Annotated in this window: 20 protein-coding genes and 1 tRNA gene; 7 read left to right on the top strand and 14 right to left on the bottom strand. The window is 65.8% G+C overall.

Going from position 1 to position 19001, the window contains the following annotated elements; all coding sequences use genetic code 11:
• Window positions 1–23 precede the first annotated feature (23 nt).
• Genes C6A86_RS22840 through C6A86_RS22850 form a run of 3 tightly spaced genes read left to right on the top strand, consistent with a single transcriptional unit; the run spans window position 24 to window position 2914 of the window.
• Window positions 24–1715 carry a nitric oxide reductase activation protein NorD gene (locus C6A86_RS22840; RefSeq protein WP_105363633.1) on the top strand — a complete coding sequence of 564 codons (1692 nt, stop codon included), beginning with the start codon at window positions 24–26 and terminating at the stop codon, window positions 1713–1715.
• Between the two features lie 45 nt (window positions 1716–1760).
• Window positions 1761–2615 (top strand): CbbQ/NirQ/NorQ/GpvN family protein, encoded by an 855-nt coding sequence (locus tag C6A86_RS22845; RefSeq protein WP_311100877.1) that lies wholly within the window; start codon window positions 1761–1763, stop codon window positions 2613–2615.
• A 35-nt stretch (window positions 2616–2650) separates the two neighbouring features.
• Complete coding sequence (locus C6A86_RS22850; RefSeq protein ID WP_396835381.1) at window positions 2651–2914, top strand: SDR family NAD(P)-dependent oxidoreductase; 264 nt, start codon at window positions 2651–2653, stop codon at window positions 2912–2914.
• A 1036-nt stretch (window positions 2915–3950) separates the two neighbouring features.
• Here the strand turns inward: C6A86_RS22850 and C6A86_RS22855 are convergent.
• The 5 genes from C6A86_RS22855 to C6A86_RS22875 all read right to left on the bottom strand — a co-directional run bounded on the left by C6A86_RS22855 (window position 3951) and on the right by C6A86_RS22875 (window position 8203).
• Window positions 3951–4023: transfer RNA gene (locus C6A86_RS22855), tRNA-Ala, on the bottom strand.
• 50 nt (window positions 4024–4073) lie between these two features.
• Window positions 4074–5138 (bottom strand): gephyrin-like molybdotransferase receptor GlpR, encoded by a 1065-nt coding sequence (glpR, locus tag C6A86_RS22860; protein WP_105361814.1) that lies wholly within the window; start codon window positions 5136–5138, stop codon window positions 4074–4076.
• A gap of 207 nt (window positions 5139–5345) precedes the next feature.
• Entirely contained in the window at window positions 5346–5999 is a 654-nt protein-coding gene (locus C6A86_RS22865) for a GNAT family N-acetyltransferase (RefSeq protein WP_105361813.1), read from the bottom strand.
• Complete coding sequence (gene glp, locus C6A86_RS22870; protein ID WP_105361812.1) at window positions 5999–7252, bottom strand: gephyrin-like molybdotransferase Glp; 1254 nt, start codon at window positions 7250–7252, stop codon at window positions 5999–6001. The genes C6A86_RS22865 and glp overlap by 1 nt, the downstream gene beginning before the upstream one ends.
• 39 nt (window positions 7253–7291) lie before the next feature.
• Window positions 7292–8203: a UTP--glucose-1-phosphate uridylyltransferase gene (locus tag C6A86_RS22875; RefSeq protein WP_105361811.1), complete on the bottom strand. Its 912-nt coding sequence runs from the start codon at window positions 8201–8203 to the stop codon at window positions 7292–7294.
• Window positions 8204–8226: 23 nt separating this feature from the next.
• Between C6A86_RS22875 and C6A86_RS22880 the strand changes: the two genes are divergently transcribed.
• From C6A86_RS22880 to mscL, 4 genes are all read left to right on the top strand, one after another.
• Complete coding sequence (locus C6A86_RS22880; RefSeq protein ID WP_233212864.1) at window positions 8227–8892, top strand: 5-formyltetrahydrofolate cyclo-ligase; 666 nt, start codon at window positions 8227–8229, stop codon at window positions 8890–8892.
• Between the two features lie 58 nt (window positions 8893–8950).
• Window positions 8951–9283: an FmdB family zinc ribbon protein gene (locus tag C6A86_RS22885; protein ID WP_105361810.1), complete on the top strand. Its 333-nt coding sequence runs from the start codon at window positions 8951–8953 to the stop codon at window positions 9281–9283.
• 66 nt (window positions 9284–9349) lie between these two features.
• Window positions 9350–10009: an SAF domain-containing protein gene (locus C6A86_RS22890; RefSeq protein ID WP_105361809.1), complete on the top strand. Its 660-nt coding sequence runs from the start codon at window positions 9350–9352 to the stop codon at window positions 10007–10009.
• Between the two features lie 72 nt (window positions 10010–10081).
• Window positions 10082–10489: a large-conductance mechanosensitive channel protein MscL gene (mscL, locus tag C6A86_RS22895; RefSeq protein WP_105361808.1), complete on the top strand. Its 408-nt coding sequence runs from the start codon at window positions 10082–10084 to the stop codon at window positions 10487–10489.
• An 82-nt stretch (window positions 10490–10571) separates the two neighbouring features.
• On the opposite strand, the gene C6A86_RS22900 is transcribed toward mscL, so the two are convergent.
• From C6A86_RS22900 to C6A86_RS22940, 9 genes are all read right to left on the bottom strand, one after another.
• Window positions 10572–10922 carry a hypothetical protein gene (locus tag C6A86_RS22900; RefSeq protein WP_105361815.1) on the bottom strand — a complete coding sequence of 117 codons (351 nt, stop codon included), beginning with the start codon at window positions 10920–10922 and terminating at the stop codon, window positions 10572–10574.
• 186 nt (window positions 10923–11108) lie between these two features.
• A complete protein-coding gene (locus tag C6A86_RS22905) occupies window positions 11109–11462 on the bottom strand; it encodes a hypothetical protein (protein WP_105361369.1) in 354 nt (117 codons plus the stop codon).
• Between the two features lie 31 nt (window positions 11463–11493).
• Window positions 11494–12147 carry an MspA family porin gene (locus C6A86_RS22910; RefSeq protein ID WP_311100879.1) on the bottom strand — a complete coding sequence of 218 codons (654 nt, stop codon included), beginning with the start codon at window positions 12145–12147 and terminating at the stop codon, window positions 11494–11496.
• An 857-nt stretch (window positions 12148–13004) separates the two neighbouring features.
• The gene (locus C6A86_RS22915) at window positions 13005–13358 is read right to left on the bottom strand and encodes a hypothetical protein (protein ID WP_105361401.1); all 354 of its coding nucleotides are present in this window, start codon (window positions 13356–13358) and stop codon (window positions 13005–13007) included.
• 99 nt (window positions 13359–13457) lie between these two features.
• Window positions 13458–14111, bottom strand: a complete 654-nt coding sequence (locus C6A86_RS22920) for an MspA family porin (RefSeq protein ID WP_311100880.1) — start codon at window positions 14109–14111, stop codon at window positions 13458–13460.
• Window positions 14112–14774: 663 nt separating this feature from the next.
• On the bottom strand, window positions 14775–15269 hold the full coding sequence (locus C6A86_RS22925) for a molybdenum cofactor biosynthesis protein B (RefSeq protein WP_168143559.1): 495 nt from the start codon (window positions 15267–15269) through the stop codon (window positions 14775–14777).
• 62 nt (window positions 15270–15331) lie between these two features.
• Complete coding sequence (locus tag C6A86_RS22930; protein WP_105362258.1) at window positions 15332–16603, bottom strand: S1C family serine protease; 1272 nt, start codon at window positions 16601–16603, stop codon at window positions 15332–15334.
• A gap of 154 nt (window positions 16604–16757) precedes the next feature.
• Entirely contained in the window at window positions 16758–18287 is a 1530-nt protein-coding gene (locus C6A86_RS22935; protein WP_396834137.1) for an ATP-binding protein, read from the bottom strand.
• The gene (locus C6A86_RS22940) at window positions 18287–18976 is read right to left on the bottom strand and encodes a response regulator transcription factor (RefSeq protein ID WP_105362257.1); all 690 of its coding nucleotides are present in this window, start codon (window positions 18974–18976) and stop codon (window positions 18287–18289) included. The genes C6A86_RS22935 and C6A86_RS22940 overlap by 1 nt, the downstream gene beginning before the upstream one ends.
• Window positions 18977–19001: the final 25 nt, after the last annotated feature.

Below are 19001 nucleotides of genomic sequence, written 5' to 3' on the forward strand. Positions count from 1 at the left end.
GGCATCCCAGTGGGTGCGAGCCAATGGCCAATGACGAGAAACCCGACGATGTCATCGCGCACTTCGAGCTGCTGGCCTCGGCGCTTTCGGGCAGAACGCTTCGCGTCGTCCGCGGTGAACCCGGTGAGCCATGTTGGACGGACGGGAAACTCGTCTACGTCGATGACACCCAGAATGAACACGAGCAGGTTGCTTCGATACTCGTCCAGGCATCGCTCATATCGGCGGGAAGCCTTGCACCGGACGTGCTGCGAGCACTCACCAGACGCGGCAGGCTCGCCGAGCGTTACCTCGCAGTGGAAGCGCACCGGGCGCTGGACGCGAACAGCGCAGTCCTCCCCCCTATGATGCACCCGCTGATCGACCGCACCCTCGCAACGCGATCCCGCTCACCAACTCAATCGCTGACGATTGCGAGGGCGAAAGGAGAGCTTGCGCCGTTGCCGCCCGCCTTCGGAACCCTCAACGTCAAAGCCGCGCTCACCGCTGCTGCGCAAACAGCAGGCACGCGGGAGGACGGACTGCCTCACGCACCGAAGCAACAGAACGAGGCGCTGGAGGACCTCGACGATGACGACTTTGATGACGGTGACGCGGGCGCGGCGGTCGACATGTTCTCAGCGGGTGGAGTTTCCGGCATTTTTGGACGCTTATTACAACGACTGCTCAAGTCGGTGCGACGCCGCGAGCCAGGCGGCGGAAACCCCGGCACGGACTCGCCTACCCACCTATCACGCGGCCTCGCGCATCGCCGAGGAAGTGGTGTCCTATCCGAGGCCACGACGGGCACCATCGACGGTGACGCACCCAGCGACGGCGGCACCAAGTACCCCGAATGGGACACGAGGCGCAAGGCATACCGCCGAGACTGGTGCACCGTCAACGAAATCGAACCACCCACCAGGGAAGTGGGCGAGACAGGCTCACCCGACACCACTCGCCTTCGTCATTCGCTCGGGCGACTCGCCCTCGGACTCGACCAGGTGCACCGGCGATCACACGGTGACGACATCGACATCGACGCGGCCATCGAATCCCACGTTCAAGCCATGGCGTCATCAACGCCCGATGAGAACGTCTACATCGACAGCTTGCGCCGCCGACGCGATCTCTCGGTGATGGTGCTGCTGGACATCTCCGGTTCTGCTGCTGAGCCTGATGGTTTCGGCAGCAGCGTGCACGAACGTCAATGTGCCGCAGCAGCCGCCATCACCTCGACTCTCCACGATCTCGGCGACCGCACCGGTCTGTACGCCTACAACTCGCAGGGACGCTCATCGGTACAGATGGTCCCCATCAAACGCTTCGATGACCGGTTCAATGCCGACACCATGCGCCGTCTCCAGCGGTTGACCCCCAGCGCGTACTCACGGCTTGGAGCGGCCATACGTCACGGCGCGGCGGTCCTGGAATCGCAGGGTGGCACATCGCGGCGATTACTCATCGTTCTCTCCGACGGACTGGCATACGACCACGGCTATGACAAGGGATGTGGCGCAGCCGACGCTCGACGGGCACTCGCAGAAGCCCGTAACCGTGGCACCGGTGGACTGTGCCTGACCTTCGGCGCGAACGCCGATGAAGACTCCCTGGAACGTGTGTTCGGAACAGCAGCGCACGCAACTGTTTTCCATCAAACGCAACTGGCACACACTGTCGGTGCGCTCGTCTACTTAGCCCTGAGATCAGCCGACGTTCGCCGACGAGTGTCCTGACCTCTTCTCGGCGAACCGCCACTCACCCGCCACAGAAAGGCACCAATGACCGCCGTCGACACCAACCACTTCGTGACCGACCCCGCGAAGCCGCGCACCCAACGCCCCTTCTACGCAGCGAACGGCAATGAAGAGCAATACTTCACAGCCGCCTACCGGCAAGGCTTATCCATCGTCCTGAAAGGACCGACCGGCTGCGGAAAGACGCGCTTCGTCGAAGCGATGGCCCACGACCTCAACCGACCACTGATCACCGTGTCGTGCCACGACGACCTGACCACCGCCGATCTCGTTGGCCGCTTCCACCTACGCGGCGGTGAAACCGAGTGGGTCGATGGCCCCCTCACCCGCGCCGTCCGCGAAGGAGCCATCTGCTATCTCGACGAAGTAGTGGAAGCCCGACAGGACACCACAGTGGTCCTGCACCCGCTGGCCGACCACCGCCGACAACTCCCCATCGAAAGACTGGGAATAACCCTTGATGCGGCGGACGGTTTCGGACTGGTTGTGTCGTACAACCCCGGCTACCAGAGCGTTCTCAAAGACCTCAAAGACTCGACCCGCCAACGGATGGTCGCCATCGAGTTCGGCTTTCCCGCACCCGAGATCGAACAGCAGATCCTCATGGAGGAGGCCGAAATCTCTCGCGATGTCGCCGCAACACTCGTCCGATTTGGCCAAGGCATAAGACGATTGGAAACCCCCGGACTACGCGAGGTTGCATCGACGCGGGTGTTGATCGCAGCAGGACGACTCATCGCCGAAGGTCTCACACCTCACGAAGCCGCACAGATCGCCATCGCCGCACCCCTCAGCGACGACCCCACTGTGCAGGCCGGGCTCATGAAAATGATTGATGTGTACGTCGCCCGGCCTGCGGGTCGAGAAGCGGGCGAATGAAGGGGGTCTGTGTCATCACCGGCGGCGTGGGCGGCATGGGGTTCGCCACCGCGAGCATCGTCGGGCGTGAGCAGTTCGTGGTAGTCAGTGACATCAGCGAACAACGACTCGCCAGCGGTGTCGCAGAGTTGAGACGCCAGGGGATCGATTGCGAGGGCGTCGTCTGTGACATCACCGACTCGGACTCGGCGAGTCGACTAATCGGCGAGTCGAACCAGCACGGAACAGTCACCTCGGTCGTCCACACTGCTGGCGTGAGTCCCAGTATGGGGGATGCCGAGCGCGCATCATGCGCATAAACGCGCTGGGCACTCGCAACGTCACTGAGGGGTTCCTGTCCAGTGCTCACGAGCGATTCGCCATCGTGAACATCGCCTCTGTGGCCGCACACATGCTGCCCGATCTACTCGTCCCGAGAAGGCACTTCGCCAAGGCTCTCCACGACGAGACCGACTTCATGACCGCCATGATGCGATGGTGCGATGGTGGAAGATCGCTCCACCGAACCTCAGACCGGGAATGGCGTACTCGATCAGCAAGAATTTCGTGCTTTGGTACACCGCATCTCAAACTAGACGTTTCGGCGACAACGGAACTCGTGTCGTTTCGGTATCGCCGGGATCAATCGACACGGACATGGGACGGCTAGAAGAGCGGACCGGTTCTGGGCGATGCTGCGATTTGCGGCGCTGAAACGTTTCGGTAGCCCGGAAGAGATTGCACAGCTCCTAGCCTTCTGTTCAAGCGCAAAGGCAGGCTATCTCACAGGCGTCGACATACCCTGCGGCACAACGATCATCCTTCTGCTCAATCTCATCACGCCGATGCTGCCGGAGCCGCAACGGCGACACGGCGGAGCCTCGGCGAGATCGACTTCGAGATCACTCGCCGTAATAATCTGCAACCCATTGACTTCCACGTGCATCTTGATGAGCTCTTCATGCTGCTACCTGGTCAGCCACGGCGGACACTTCGGCGCACCAGGTGGCGTGCCCCACGCAGCCGCGCGGGCCGTCACGAGTCCGATGTCCCTTGCCTACCGTTTCTTAGATCCCTGCTGCTCGCCCGTTTACCCCAGAAAGACACCCTGATGAGCACCAGCAAACCGACACCTGCCGGTCAGCGGCCTCGCCAACGTGACGGACAGTTCCACAACTGCGCTCACGCGCGTAGACACTGAAATCCGTCGAGCCCTTGGCATTAAACGCGCAAGTACGACGAGGACCTGGATGAGGTTGCGGACCGTCTTGACGCCGCCATCCAAGGCACTGCGGACGCACTGCGGACTGGCTAAAGCCCGATCCGCTAAAACCGCCCTGAACTGCTCGAACTCTGTGGAGCTAAGGGGAATCGAACCCCTGACCTTCTCGATGCGAACGAGACGCGCTACCAACTGCGCTATAGCCCCTTGACCGATAGCAGGCTACCAGGAACACCTGCGGCAGCCGAAACCGGTGGTTACTGCCCCGCCGCCCGCGGCAGGTCGTACTCGCGGGCGAACCGGGCGTACTCCAGATGCTCGAAGGCCGGGTCCTCGTCGTCGATCTCCAGCACGGCCGCACCGGGGCGGCGCAGCCGCGAGGGGACGACGTCGAAGTCGCCGTCTTCGGTGTTCTCGACACCCAGCCGGGACCGCATCATCCGCTGCGCGCGCCGCCGGCGCACCTGCTCCTCGATGCGGGTCTGACGCCGCAGGTAACCCAGGTACAGCACGGTCACCGTGGCCACCGAGCCGACCACCCACCACAGCCCGGGCGTCACCACCGCGGCAAGCACCGCGGAGAGCACCAGCAGCGCCGACATCGACATCAGCACACGCTTACGGAAGGCGTACTTGCGGGCGCTCACCGCCTGCGCGGTCTTGGATTCGTAACGGTTGCGCCGCGCCGAGGCCATCGACTCGGCCAGTTCGGGCTCGTTGTCGGCCTCGGCTTCCAGACCGGACGAGTCCTCGACGTACTCGTAGTCGTCGTCGGCCGCAAGGTCGTCCTCGGTGAGGTCATCCTCGGTGATCGGCTGCTCGGCGTCGGCCATCTCATCGGCGGTCTCGGCGACCGGCTGCGGCGCCGCCTCGGGCTCCGGGGCGTCGAAATCGAGGGTCAGCTCTTCGGTCACCGGGCCGGCCTGTTCCTGACGGAACGAATCGCCGATGGGCAGGGCGCCGGAGTCCTCGTCGACGATGTCGACATCGAGGTAGGGCGATTCGGCCGACTCTTCAGCAGCGGCGGCCAGCACCACGGCACGCCGGCGTGACGACTCGTCGGCAGATCCGTCGTCGCGATCGTCGGCGTACTCACCTTCGTACTCGTCGGCCGGCTGCCAGTGCGGGTCGCTGTTGTGGCCGGCCGACGCGCGCGGACGCCGAAGCCGGGCATTGCGCCCGGAATTGAGCACGCGAGTCGCCAGCGCGACATCGCTTGTGCGCCGGACATTGTCGCGTTTGCTCACCAGCATCGGCACCAGCACGAAGAGCCAGAGCACGACGAGGGAGATCCACAACAGAGATTGGGGGATGCTTGGCATGACGCCTTTCCTTTCCCCTTCAGGCTAGGTCCGTGACCAGCGCATCCGTAGGCGGCGCGCCGAGGTCAATTACACACCTGTAATTCGCTGGATACAAGCACCATTAGCCACATAAGTCACACGAGTAACAATTAACCGTGTCGAGAAACGCGAAATTGCGGCATTCCCCTCGTGTGGACGACCGGTACGCGAGTTTCGCGCACAGGTTCAGGTCCAGCTCGCCCGGCCCGAGCGCACCAACTTCGCGGCCACCGAGCCTTCGACCTCCTCGACGGTGATCGCCACCAGCAGGTGGTCGCGCCAAGCGCCGTCCACATCGAGATACCGCTTGAGCAGGCCTTCCTCCCGAAATCCCGCTCTGGCCAGCACTGCCCGGCTGACCGCATTCTCGGGCCGCACCGTCGCCTCCACGCGGTGCAACATCACCGGGCCGAAGGCATGGTCGAGCCCCAGCGCCAGCGCCGCGGTGGCCACGCCGGCACCGGTGAGATGCTTGGCGACCCAATAGCCGATCCATGCCGAGCGCAGCGCGCCGTGTGTCACATTGCCGATGGTGATCTGGCCGGCGAACTGCCCGTCGACTTCGATGACGAACGGCAGCATCCGGCCCCGCCGCGCCTCCCCCCGCAGACCCGAACACACCGCGGGCCACGACGAAAGTGCGTGGCGCAGTTCCCAACTCACCTCAGAGCTGGGCTCCCAGGGTTCCAGATGCGCACGATCGGCCAGCCGCAACCTGCTCCACTGGGCGCCGTCTCGCAGCCGGACCGGGCGCAGACCCACCAGTCCCGCCGGGACCCGGATGGGCCCCACCGGCACCGGCCATCCGGGATGGGCCGGACTGGTCCGCCAGCGATTCATCAGCCGCGTTGCGCAAGGAAGGCGACGTCGACGACCTCGCCGGTACGGATCTGCTCGGCTTCGCTGGGCACGACGACCAGGCAGTTCGCCTCGGCCAGGGTGGCCAGCAAATGCGAGGACGCCCCGGGCGCGCCGCCGAGCGCCTGCACCAGATACTCGCCGGTGTCCTGATCGCGCATGAGCTGCCCGCGCAGGAATCCCTTGCGGCCTGCCACCGAGGAGATCGGGGCCAGCGTGCGGGCCTGGATCACCCGGCGCATCGGCTGACGCTTACCCAGCGACATCCGGATCAGCGGACGCACCATCACCTCGAAGACCACCAGCGCGCTGACGGGGTTGGCCGGCAGCAGGAACACCGGAACACCGTCACGACCCAGCTGCCCGAAACCCTGCACCGACCCGGGGTGCATCGCGATCCGCACCACTTCCATCTCACCGAGCTCGGACAGCACCGCACGCACGGCTTCGGCCGCGGCACCTCCGACGGCGCCGGCGATCACCAACACCTCCGAGCGGCTGATCTGCCCCTCGACGACTTCGCGGAGCTTCGCGGGGTCGGTGTCGACGATGCCGACGCGGTTCACCTCGGCACCGGCGTCCCGGCCGGCGGCGGCCAGCGCATAGGAGTTCACGTCGTAGACCTGACCGTTGCCCGGGGTCCGGGACACGTCGACGAGTTCGCCCCCCACCGAGAGCACTGTCATCCGGGGACGCGGATGCACCATCACCTTGTCGCGGCCCACCGCGGCGAGCAATCCCACCTGTGCGGCGCCGATGATCGTGCCGGCCCGCACCGCGACATCGCCGGGCTGCACATCGTCGCCGGTGCGGCGCACGTACGCACCGGAGCGCACGCCACGAAGCACCCGCACCCGGGACTCGCCACCATCGGTCCAGCGCAGCGGCAGCACGGCATCGGCGAGGGTGGGCATCGGCGCACCGGTCTGCACGCGGGCTGCCTGGCGCGGCTGCAACCGGCTGGGCGTCCGCGCACCGGCCTCGATCTCGCCCACCACCGGCAGGCTCACCTCGCGGTTGAGACCGTCGTCATCGGTGCCGCCCACCGAGAGCACATCGACGCTGCGCACCGCGTAGCCATCGATCGCCGCCTGGTCGAATCCCGGCAACGGCCTTTCGGTGACCACCTCTTCGGCGCACATCAGACCCTGGGATTCGGCGATGGCCACCCGCACCGGCCGGGGAGCCACCGCAGCCGCCGCTACTCGAGCCTGCTGCTCCTCAACCGACCGCACCGCATGCCTTTCTCCTGTCCAAGACCCGCCGTGCTGTCGTTAATCCGCAGCCAGGCCCAATCGCTCGACCAACCAGCGCCGCAGTTCCGGTCCGTAGTCGTCGCGTTCTAGCGCAAAGTCAACCGCAGCCTTGAGGTAGCCGCCGGGATTTCCCAAGTCGTGTCGGGAGCCGCGGTGCACCACCACGTGCACGGGATGGCCCTCGGCGATCAGCAGGGCGATGGCGTCGGTCAGCTGAATTTCGCCGCCGACACCTCTGTCGACCCGGCGCAGCGCGTCGAAGATCGCACGGTCGAGCACATAGCGGCCGGCCGCGGCGAAGTGCGACGGCGCGTCCTCGGCCTTGGGCTTCTCGACCATGCCCTTGACCTTGAGCACATTCGGGTTCGCCGCGTCGGGCACCACCTCGACGTCGAACACGCCGTAGGCACTGATCTCGTCGCCGGGAACCTCGATGGCGCACAGCACCGTTCCGCCGCGCTTGGCGCGGACCTTCGACATCGTCTCCAGGACGCCGGTCGGCAACACCAGATCGTCGGGCAGCAGCACGGCGATGGCGTCTTCGTCGGGCAGCAGACTGGCCTCGACGCAGCCCACCGCGTGACCCAGACCGAGCGGTTCGGCCTGCACCACGGCCTCCACCTTGATCAGGGCGGGTGCGCGGCGCACCTTTTCGAGCATCACGTGCTTGCCGCGTGCTTCCAGCGTGCCCTCGAGTACCAGGTCCTCGACGAAGTGCGCGACGACGCCGTCCTTGCCCTCGGAGGTGATGATGATCAGCCGCTCGGCACCGGCTTCGGCGGCCTCGGCCGCCACCAGCTCGATGCCCGGAGTGTCGACCACCGGAAGCAGTTCCTTAGGGACCGTCTTGGTCGCCGGGAGAAATCTGGTTCCCAGACCTGCCGCGGGGACGACAGCTGTCCGCGGAATCGGTACAAGTGCCTGTGCCATCGTTGACACACTAATGCCCAACGGTGCTCGAGGCGAAGGGTGTCGACGCAAAGGTGGCAATCCTGACGAAACCCGCGCTCAGAGTGAGGATCCTTGCGGCTCGGCGGGCGCTCACCCAGGTCGAGCGGGCCGCGGAGACGCGTTCCCTGCAAACGCAGGTAATCGACGTCACCGCCGGTGCGGGCACCGTGGCCGCCTACATTCCGGTCGGATCCGAGCCCGGCGCGGCCCGTGGCGCGGTACCGCTGCTGGATGCGCTCACCGGGGTACGGATTCTGGTGCCGATCGCCCGTAGCGGCCTACCGATGCACTGGGCCGAATACCGGCCCGGTGAGCTGGTCGCGGCGCCCTTCGGATTGCGGGAACCGCCCCCGCCGTGGCTGCCGCCGGAATCCATCGCCGAGGCGACGGTGCTGCTGGTGCCCGCACTGGCGGTGGATCACGACGGCAACCGACTCGGTCGCGGCGCAGGCTTCTACGACCGGGCGTTGCCACTGGCCGGGGCCGACGCGCGGCTGGTCGCGGTGGTGCGTGACGACGAGGTTCTCGACGCCATCCCGGCCGAACCGCACGACGTGCCCATGACCCATGCCCTCACCCCCGGCCGGGGCCTGATCCGGCTCGGGCGGGGCAGCGGGAAGGACCGGGCGGGGCGGCGGGAAGGACCGGGAATGACCCAGCCCACGTAGCGGTTCTAGCACTTGAGCCGCTAGAGTGCTAGAAGGTTTGACAGTCTCGGAGGATTTCGTGCCTACCTACTCCTACGCGTGTACCGAGTGTGACAATCGGTTCGACGAGGTCCAAGCGTTCAGCGACGATGCGCTGACCGTGTGCCCGCAATGCAACGGACGGCTGCGCAAGCTGTTCGGCAAGGTGGGCGTCGTGTTCAAGGGAAGCGGTTTCTACCGCAACGACAGCCGCGACACCTCGAAGTCCAGCAGCGCCGCCGCCTCGTCCAAGAGCAGCGACAGCTCGACCTCGACGGCCGGCAGCTCTTCGGACTCGTCGAGCTCGTCGAGCACACCATCTTCTTCGTCGACGAGTTCGACCACCTCGACGCCGGCCGCCGCCTCCAGCTGACGAGTTATCCACAGGCACGCCGTTCGCGGCTGCCGTCATCTCCCCCGGGCGCCTAGCGTTCTCCCAGTGGGGGAATCACTGAATCCGACGGCGCTGTCCCGGTTGCGCCGGACGTTGCGCCCGGACTGGACGCGTACCGTCACCGCACGACGAATCGCCGCGGGGCTTCTCGTGGTGCTGGCGGCCGTGGCAGCGCTACGCCCGGATCCGGCCGGCGAGCGCACCGATGTCGTCGTCGCGCTGCGCGACCTGACCCCGGGCACACCGCTGCGTGACGGTGATATCACTGTCGAATCACGTTTGGCCACAACCGTTCCCGATGGCGCGACCGGCGATATCGGCGTCGCGCTCGGTGCCACGCTGGCTGGACCGGCGCGCCGCGGTGAGGTGCTCACCGATGTGCGATTGCTCGGAACACGCCTGACCGAGGCGAGCGCCGGCCCCGACGCCCGGATCGTGCCGCTACATCTCGCCGACGACGCGCTCGTCGACCTCATCCGGGCCGGCGATGTCGTCGACGTGCTCGCGGCGGGCAGCACCGACGTCGGACCGGACGCCCCGCCGGAGGTCATCGCCACGGAAGCCGTCGTGGTGCTGGTGTCCGCCGAACCTGCCGGGCCCGCGGGCTCAGCGCAACGGGTGGTGCTGGTGGCGTTGCCCCGACACGCCGCCAATGCGGTGGCCGGTGCCGCATTGACGCGACAGATCACCGTCACCTTTCACTGACACCGGCCGCTACCTGCTCGGTTAGTGTTTGCGTGTCCACGCACGCCACCAATCTGCTGGAAGGGTCCCCGCATGATCAAAGGTTTCAAAGAGTTCCTGCTCCGCGGCAACATCATCGACCTTTCGGTCGCGGTCGTCATCGGCACCGCGTTCACCGCGCTGGTCACCAACTTCACCGCCAGCATCATCCAGCCGCTGATCGACCGCATCGGCGCCGGCGGCGACGCCGAATACGGCATCCTGCGTATCCCGATCGGCGGCGACCAGACCATCGATCTCAACGTGCTGCTCTCCGCCACGATCAACTTCATCTTGGTGGCCGCCGTCGTGTACTTCCTGATCGTGCTGCCGTACAGCAAGTTCCGGAAGAAGGAGGAGGAGACCGTCGAAGCCGAGGTGGTGCTGCTCACCGAGATCCGCGATCTGCTGGCCACGCGCCCCGGTCCGTCTGCGTCAGAACGCGTCACTCCAGACGCCTGATCCCCCCGGCCCGTCAGACGCGGAACGCCCGGCTGGAGAACCAGCCGGGCGTTTCTGCGTGGAGAAGATCAGCGGGCGATGATCACCAGTCGCCGATGGGCGGGCTGAAGATGAACGCGCCGTTGCTTGCGAGGTTGAAGGGTGCGGCCTTGGTGCCCGGCACCGCCTTGACCGTGTCCTTGTTGCCCGCGCCCTGGGCGTGCACGATGCCGGACTCGGCGTTGCGCGTCTCCAGGAACCCGCGGGCCTGACCGTAATCGGCAACCCGCAGCGCGTTGTCGTCGATCAAGATGGCCTGACGGCTGGTGACATAGGGAGCCGGCGCCGATTCCTCGACCTCTGCACTGGCGGTGGCACTGCCGAGACCGGCCAGAATCATCGCTCCCGCGAACGAACCGAGCCCCAGAATTGCGAGCTTCTTCGATGAAGCCATGAGCACCACTTTCTCGACTGTCGTCCAGCATGAACACCTGGTGCACCAATGGTAGCGCGTGTCACACCGGCGGGTTGCCGGTTCCACCCCGGCCCCGGTGATCCGCACAGCAAAACGCCCGACCGGGAGATCCCGGTCGGGCGTTCGCGTGAAGCAACTTCGTATGAAGCACCTACGACACGTCGGTCACCAGTCGCCGATCGGCGGGCTGAAGACGAACGAGCCGTTGGACTCAAGGTTGAACGGCGCAGCCTTGGTGCCCGGCACCGCCTTGATGGTGTCGACGTGCACACCCTCACCCTGGGCATGCACGATGCCGGCGTCGGCGCTGCGCGTGTCCAGGAACCCGCGGGCCTGACCGTAATCGGTGACCCGCAGCGCGTTGTCGTCGATCAGGAGGGCCTGACGGCTGGTGACATAGGGAGCCGGCGCCGATTCCTCGACCTCTGCACTCGCGGTGGCGCTGCCCAGACCTGCTAGCAGCGTGGCACCCGCGAATGAACCGAACCCGAGAACAACAAGCTTCTTCGATAGAGCCATGAGTTGTGTCTTCCTTACCGGCAGCCGATGGTCAGTTCATGTTCCAGGGCGCGCCGTAGGTGGTGACGCTGTCACCCTCTGCGGCGATGAGCCGTGCGTAGGGGCGCAGCAGCACGCCACCGGCAGCACCGGTCACGGTGCCGTGAGCGTTGGAGACGGCAACCGCACCGCTCTCGCCCGCGACATCAGCGGAGAAGGTCGCCACTTCCTGGATACCGGGACCATTGCCGAGGTCGGCACTGATCGAGGCGCCGGGGAACAGCGGCGGGGTCACGATGGCCGGGATGACATCGAAATCGAGGCCGGCAGGACCGAGCGTTCCGTAGTCCTGGCCGTCGAACGCGATGTTCGGGGTGGTGTAGCTGAAGTTGATACCGACGCCCAGCGACCACGGGAAGCCGACCTGGTAACCCAGCTCCAGCACACCCTCGAAGTCCTCAGCGCCCGGACCCGAGACGATGTACTTGGCCTTGCCCGAGTGGAACCACTCACGGGTCAGGCGGTTGCGATCCAGCGGGAACACACCATTGAGGAAGGTGTCCCACTGCTGAATGGTCAGGGTCCGGTCCTTGCCATCCACGAGGCTCAGCTCGTTGTCCAGACCCGCGTTGGAGGTGCCCGTGCTCACGAACAGCGACGCAATGGCCGCGATCATCGCGATCAGCACCCGACTGATTGTCTTCATGTTCTCCCTAAGCTGCCGACGGTTGGTGTGCTGTCAACCGTGATTTGTCGATGCCGATCCCGGCCCTACCGAGACGTCACACCTTGCAAAAGCGCCGTGCAGATTAGAAACTCACACGCCGCTCTTACCTTCTGCTCATCGTTGACACGAGGAACATAACGGTGCGCCATCAACCCGGCAACGCGTAGAGAACGCTGCCATTCATCGCCGGCAGCACCATCCGATCTTTGCTGGGACCACTCGCCGGCCCGACGGCAATGGGAATGGGGGCCGACAAAACAGCGCCAATCAGCCGGCCTCGCGTGTCGAGACGAGGAGCCGCCTGCCGATACGCCGCCCGCCCTTACGCGACACCGAAAAAGCCCTGATCAGCCAAGGTTCGGCGGCGGGCCCTTCGGCCCGCTCGGCCCACAACTCGGCGGCTCCCCATGCGGGCCCCGCGTCCCCGCCCCGGACTCGGCCACCTGTACGGCGTTAACTACGCCCATGCCGGCCGGCCGGGCCCGATGACAAAGCGCAGCGCGGTGTGGCAGAACTCACATCGCAGCGCCCCTGCCGTTAACCTGTCGTTTACCGAATCGCCGAAAAGGGTGCGAAGAGCAGCATGAATATCGCCTCCGCCCGCATCCGGCGGCCACCCCGTCCCGTTGCCACCCGCCATGGGCGCCGCATCGTCACTTGACAACCACGACACCGCGGAGGCATCGGACACCGGGATGGTCGAGCCGTTTGCGGTTGCCGTCCACTGCGGGGCATTCGGGACAGGGCCGACATCGCATAGCAAAACGCCCGACCGGGAGATCCCGGTCGGGCGTTCGCGTGAAGCAACTTCGTATGAAGCACCTACGACACGTCGGTCACCAGTCGCCGATCGGCGGGCTGAAGACGAACGCACCGTTGGACTCAAGGTTGAACGGCGCAGCCTTGGTGCCCGGCACCGCCTTGACGGTGTCGACGTGCACACCCTCACCCTGGGCATGCACGATGCCGGCGTCGGCGCTGCGCGTGTCCAGGAACCCGCGGGCCTGACCGTAATCGGTGACCCGCAGCGCGTTGTCGTCGATCAGGAGAGCCTGACGGCTGGTGACATAGGGAGCCGGCGCCGATTCCTCGACCTCTGCACTCGCGGTGGCGCTGCCCAGACCTGCTAGCAGCGTGGCACCCGCGAATGAACCGAACCCGAGAACAGCAAGCTTCTTCGATAGGGCCATGACCCTGTCCTTCCCTGCTTGGGTAGTCCCACTCGGCACCATGTGGTCCGCCTGTCGGAGCACGGACCACATGGCGACGTCGGGTTTAGGAGCGAACTGTCAGTTCATGTTCCAGGGCGCGCCGTAGGTGGTGACGCTGTCACCCTCTGCGGCGATGAGCCGTGCGTAGGGGCGCAGCAGCACGCCACCGGCAGCACCGGTCACGGTGCCGTGAGCGTTGGAGACGGCAACCGCACCGCTCTCGCCCGCGACATCAGCGGAGAAGGTCGCCACTTCCTGGATACCGGGACCATTGCCGAGGTCGGCACTGATCGAGGCGCCGGGGAACAGCGGCGGGGTCACGATGGCCGGGATGACATCGAAATCGATACCGCCGGGGCCCACGTAGCCGTAGTCCTGGCCGTCGAACGCGATGTTCGGGGTGGTGTAGCTGAAGTTGATACCGACGCCCAGCGACCACGGGAAGCCGACCTGGTAACCCAGCTCCAGCACACCCTCGAAGTCCTCAGCGCCCGGACCCGAGACGATGTACTTGGCCTTGCCCGAGTGGAACCACTCACGGGTCAGGCGGTTGCGATCCAGCGGGAACACACCATTGAGGAAGGTGTCCCACTGCTGAATGGTCAGGGTCCGGTCCTTGCCATCCACGAGGCTCAGCTCGTTGTCCAGACCCGCGTTGGAGGTGCCCGTGCTCACGAACAGCGACGCAATGGCCGCGATCATCGCGATCAGCACCCGACTGATTGTCTTCATGTTCTCCCTAAGCTGCCGACGGTTGGTGTGCTGTCAACCGTGTTTGTCGATGCGGATCCCGGCCCTAACCGAGACTTCACACCTTGCAAGACCACCATGTGATGCGAATTAGAAACTCCACATGCTGTTCTTACGATTTGCTCATCGTTGACACGAGGAACATAACGGTGCTCCCCCAACCCGGCAACGCGTAGGTCCCACCGCTCGAGGGCGGCCGAAAGTGGGGTCAACGTTTGCTGGTGCGGCCATACAAACGTATTCAGAGTGTCGTGACCAGCGCGCCGACTTGTGGCGACCCGGTTTGCCTCGCACGTGCTGCAGAAAGAGCTGATCGGCTGGAATCTGGACGATTCCAGCCGATCAGAGGGAAATTACTGCTCAGCCGTGGTGTGGCGGGATGTTGTCCCGGAGCCACCGGTCGCGGTCGGAGTTTTCTTCCGGGGTGTCGCCATCGCGCTCGTCGCGAGTGGTACTCGGCATCTCCTCACCGAAGATCGCGTTAACTACATCCTTCGACGGTCGCGTTGGCCGGGTCACGATGAGGTACCCCTTGTGACCAACGTCACATTTACGACGGGATTACCGTTCACCTGTCCGTAACCTGCCGATCTTGAAAAGGGTGCGCAGACCTGCATAGTTACCATCTGGACACCCACTTCCCGCTCAGATATCGAGGCTCGACAGCTGCCCGATCACCTGGACGGCCAACGGGTTGAGGGTGGCCATGCCGTCCCGCACCGCGGCGCGGGAGCCGGCGATGTTCACCACGAGGGTGCTGCCCGAGATGCCGGCCAAGCCACGCGATACGCCGGCGTCCACGATGCCGGCGGACAACCCGGACGCGCGCAGCGCCTCGGCGATGCCCAACAACTCACGGTCGAGCAGTTCGACGGTGGCCTCCGGGGTCACGTCGCGCGGGCTCACGCCGGTGCCGCCGACCGAGATCACCAGATCGACGCCCCCGATGACCGCGGTGTTGAGCGCATTGCGGATCTCCACCTCGTCGGCGGAGACCACCACGACCCCGTCCACCAGGAAGCCGCTCTCACCGAGCAGTTCGGTGACCAACGGTCCACTGTGATCCTCTTCGCCGTGTGCTGTCCGGTCGTCGACGACGACGACGAGCGCCCGCCCGACCAACTCCCCTGGTTGTTCCATGCCTGTCACCGTATATCCGGCCGACGACAAGGACCCCGGCAAGGTCACATCCAGTCCGCGGGTCACTGCTGGGCCTTACCCAAGGTCACGTCCAGGGTCTCCGGTCCGCCGGATCCCTGAAAGGTCAGCGTCACCTTCGTCCCGGGAGCCTTCGACCGCACCGCGGCGACCAGGGCATCGGCGCTGTTGATCACACGACCGTCGACCTTGGTCACGACGACGCCGCTGGGCAGTCCCGCCGCGGCCGCCGCGCCACCCTCGGTGACCTCGACGATCTTGGCGCCGTCCACCGATGCGTCATTGCCGACCTGGACACCCAGCGAGGCGTGCGATGCGGTGCCGCCCTGCACCAGTTCGTCGGCGATCCGCTTGGCCTGGTCCACCGGGATGGCGAAGCCAAGGCCGATCGAACCGCTCTGGGACTCCGCGGAAGCACCGCCCAGGGTGGCGATCGCGGAGTTCACGCCGACCAACTCACCGTTCATGTTGACCAGCGCGCCACCGGAGTTGCCGGGGTTGATCGCGGCATCGGTCTGGATCGCGTCCAGCACCGTGTTCTGGTCGCGGCTGTTTCCGCCCGCGGCGACCGGACGGTTCAGCGCGCTGACGATGCCGACAGTGACGGTGCCCTCCAGTCCGAGCGGCGATCCGATGGCGACGACGTCCTGGCCGACCCGCAGGTCTCCCGAGGACCCGAGCGCGATCGGCGTCAGGTCCGACACCCCCTCGGCCCGCACCACGGCGATATCGCTGCTGGGATCGGTGCCGACCACGGTGAACGGCGCGGTGCGGCCGTCCGCGAAGGTCACCTTCGTCTGCGGACGCCCGGGGGCGCCCTCGGTGGCCACGACGTGGTTGTTGGTGAGGATCAATCCGTCGGTGGACAGGATGATGCCCGACCCCTCTTCGGAGGCGCGGCCCAGGTTGGTCTCCAGCTTGACGACACTGGGCACCACCTTCGCGGCGACCTGCTCCACCGAGCCCACCGGCACGCTCGCCGCCGGCATGCCCGGAGTGGCACCGCTGCTGCTGGAGAAGCTGGTGGAGGGCTGGTCGGGTTGAGCCAGCACAGCCACCCCGCCACCGATACCGGCGGAGACCACCGCGATCGCGGCCGCTCCTGCCACCAAAGCGCCTGCACGCGAACGCTTCTGGGGGCCGCTAGCGGTTGTTCCGGTGGTGCGGTACGGGTCGTACTGCGGCCGCGGCTGCTGAGGCTGCTGGGCATAACGCCAGTCATAGGACTGCTGCTGGTAGCCCTGCTGATAGGTGTTGCGCTGGGTGGAGTAGCCGGGCTGGGACGGAGGCGGCGTATACCTCGGGTCGTTCGTCATATCGCTCGGCGCTCTTTCTTTTCAGCGGTTCAGTTATCTGTTCAACGCATCGGACAGCCATACAGTGCCGAGCTGGGCTGAGAATCCACTTAGAGAATGACCCGGCCGAACCCATCAATTTCTGAAGATTTCGCCACGTCACCCCTGCCGGACGCTACCTATTGTCTGCGCCGGCGGACGTGGCGTCCATCGATGTGTCCCCGCGTGTCGGCGATATCCCGGTCGGTGCCTGGAACGGCGCGGTCGCCGTGGCGCTCTCGGGCAGCACCCGACGGCCCGGCAGCACGATACGCACCGAGGCGCCCGACGGCTCGCCTCCTGGCACGGTGTCGTCAACCTGAAGTGTCCCACCGTGTTTGAGGACCACCTGTTTGACGATCGCCAGTCCCAGACCCGAACCGGGCATCGCACGGGCCGATGTGGAGCGGTAGAACCGCTCGAACACGAGGTCGCGTTCCTGCGGCGGAATGCCCGGACCCATATCCGAGATGACGAGTTCGGCGTGCAATGCGTCGCGTTGCCACAGCCGCACCAGCACGGTGCTGTCGGGCGGGCTCCATTTGGCGGCATTGTCGAGCACGTTGAGCACCGCCCTGGACAGTCCGGCGACATCGCCGTCGACCTGCCAGTCGATCAGGTTCACGTCGAAGTCGATATCGTTGCGGCGGCGACGAACTCGTTCCAGCGCGCGGTCCACGACGTCGGACAGGTCGACCTTCTCCCGGATCACCACCCCTTCGTCATCGCGGGTCAGGTCCACCAGATCGCCCACCAAGGTGGACAATTCCTCGATCTGGGCGATCACATCGGCCTGCAGTTCGACCATCTCGCCTTCGGGCAGCCGGGGTGCGCCGGGCGCCATCGCGGCCATCAGCAGCTCGACATTGGTGCGCAACGAGGTGAGCGGGGTGCGCAATTCGTGACCGGCGTCGGTCACCAGCCGGGACTGGCGCTCCCTGGATTCCGCGAGCGCCCGCAGCATCATGTTGAAGGCGTCGGTCAGCCGGGCCAGCTCATCGGTGCCGACGACCGGGATGGGCCGCAGATCGTCGGTGCGCGCGACCCGCTCTGCGGCCTGGGTCAACCGTGCCACCGGGCGCAGGCCGGCGCGCGCGACCATCCCCCCGGATATCGCGGCCACCGCCATACCGGAGGCACCGACGATGGCCAGCACGGTGCCCAATCGGTTCAGCAGTGCGATTGTGGGCGCCAGGCTCTTGGAGATCAGCAGGGAGTTACCGTCGGCCAGATGTACCGCCAGCACCCGCTGGTTGTTCACGGTGCGCAGGGACATCAGCAACTCGCCCTGGACGACGGCCTTTTCCGGCGCACCGAGCGGCAGCGTCTGGCCCTGCTGATTGGCGGTGTAGATGTAGCGTCCGGGGCTGACCAACATCGCGTTCACGTCGGAGTAGGCGGTGCCCTCGATGGCCTTGCCGGGGTCCGCGGCCAGCGACCCGCTCTCGATGAGCAGTTGTGCGCGGCTGTGCAGCTGGGTGTCGATGTCGTCGTAGACGGAGCGGGAGACGACGGCATACACGGCGACAGCCATCAGCACCACGACCATCGCCACCATCGACATCGCCAGCAACATCACCCGCCAGCGCAGCGAGACCGCGCTGACGTTTCTGGTGTACCGGCGTTGGCTATCCGATCGGAACACCGGCTTCTTGAACAGCCGCATCAGGGCGGGGTTTCCCGCAGCACATAACCCACCCCGCGCACGGTGTGGATGAGCCGCGGTTCACCCTCTGCCTCCGTCTTACGACGCAGGTAACCGACGTACACCTCCAGCGCATTGCCCGAGGTCGGGAAGTCGAATCCCCAGACTTCCTCCAGGATGCGGCTGCGGGTCAGGACCCGCCGGGGGTTGGCGATGAGCATTTCCAGCAGCGAGAACTCGGTGCGGGTCAGGCTGATCTGTCGTTCACCGCGGGACACCTCACGTGTCACCGGGTCCAAGCTCAAGTCGGAGAAAGTCAACGCCCGGGAATCGGCGTTCTCCTCCGGAAGGGTGCGGCGGCGCAGCAGGGCGCGCATCCGGGCCAGCAGTTCCTCCAGCGCGAAGGGCTTGGGCAGGTAGTCATCGGCTCCCGCATCCAGGCCGGCCACCCGCTCGGAGACCGAATCCCGCGCGGTGAGCACGAGGATCGGCAGATCGTCACCGGTACTGCGGAGGTGCCGACACACTTCGAGGCCGTCGAGCCTCGGCATCATCACGTCCAGGACAAGGGCGTCCGGTCGATCACTGGAGATCGCCTCGAGGGCCTCGACACCATCCTGGGCGAGCTCGACGGAGTATCCATTGAACGAAAGCGACCGGCGCAGAGATTCGCGCACCGCGCGATCGTCATCAACGACAAGAATGCGCACAGCCACAGTGTCATCCCTCTATCTG

This window comes from Mycobacterium sp. ITM-2016-00316 (genome assembly GCF_002968335.2).
Taxonomy (GTDB): Bacteria; Actinomycetota; Actinomycetes; order Mycobacteriales; family Mycobacteriaceae; genus Mycobacterium.

Coding starts and splice junctions, on each gene's coding strand:
- C6A86_RS22840 (WP_105363633.1), top strand. CDS start 24: ATGGCCAATGACGAGAAACCCGACGATGTCATCGCGCACTTCGAGCTG.
- C6A86_RS22845 (WP_311100877.1), top strand. CDS start 1,761: ATGACCGCCGTCGACACCAACCACTTCGTGACCGACCCCGCGAAGCCG.
- C6A86_RS22850 (WP_396835381.1), top strand. CDS start 2,651: ATGGGGTTCGCCACCGCGAGCATCGTCGGGCGTGAGCAGTTCGTGGTA.
- glpR (WP_105361814.1), bottom strand. CDS start 5,138: ATGCCAAGCATCCCCCAATCTCTGTTGTGGATCTCCCTCGTCGTGCTC.
- C6A86_RS22865 (WP_105361813.1), bottom strand. CDS start 5,999: ATGAATCGCTGGCGGACCAGTCCGGCCCATCCCGGATGGCCGGTGCCG.
- C6A86_RS22875 (WP_105361811.1), bottom strand. CDS start 8,203: ATGGCACAGGCACTTGTACCGATTCCGCGGACAGCTGTCGTCCCCGCG.
- mscL (WP_105361808.1), top strand. CDS start 10,082: ATGATCAAAGGTTTCAAAGAGTTCCTGCTCCGCGGCAACATCATCGAC.
- C6A86_RS22900 (WP_105361815.1), bottom strand. CDS start 10,922: ATGGCTTCATCGAAGAAGCTCGCAATTCTGGGGCTCGGTTCGTTCGCG.
- C6A86_RS22905 (WP_105361369.1), bottom strand. CDS start 11,462: ATGGCTCTATCGAAGAAGCTTGTTGTTCTCGGGTTCGGTTCATTCGCG.
- C6A86_RS22910 (WP_311100879.1), bottom strand. CDS start 12,147: ATGAAGACAATCAGTCGGGTGCTGATCGCGATGATCGCGGCCATTGCG.
- C6A86_RS22915 (WP_105361401.1), bottom strand. CDS start 13,358: ATGGCCCTATCGAAGAAGCTTGCTGTTCTCGGGTTCGGTTCATTCGCG.
- C6A86_RS22920 (WP_311100880.1), bottom strand. CDS start 14,111: ATGAAGACAATCAGTCGGGTGCTGATCGCGATGATCGCGGCCATTGCG.
- C6A86_RS22925 (WP_168143559.1), bottom strand. CDS start 15,269: ATGGAACAACCAGGGGAGTTGGTCGGGCGGGCGCTCGTCGTCGTCGTC.
- C6A86_RS22930 (WP_105362258.1), bottom strand. CDS start 16,603: ATGACGAACGACCCGAGGTATACGCCGCCTCCGTCCCAGCCCGGCTAC.
- C6A86_RS22935 (WP_396834137.1), bottom strand. CDS start 18,287: ATGCGGCTGTTCAAGAAGCCGGTGTTCCGATCGGATAGCCAACGCCGG.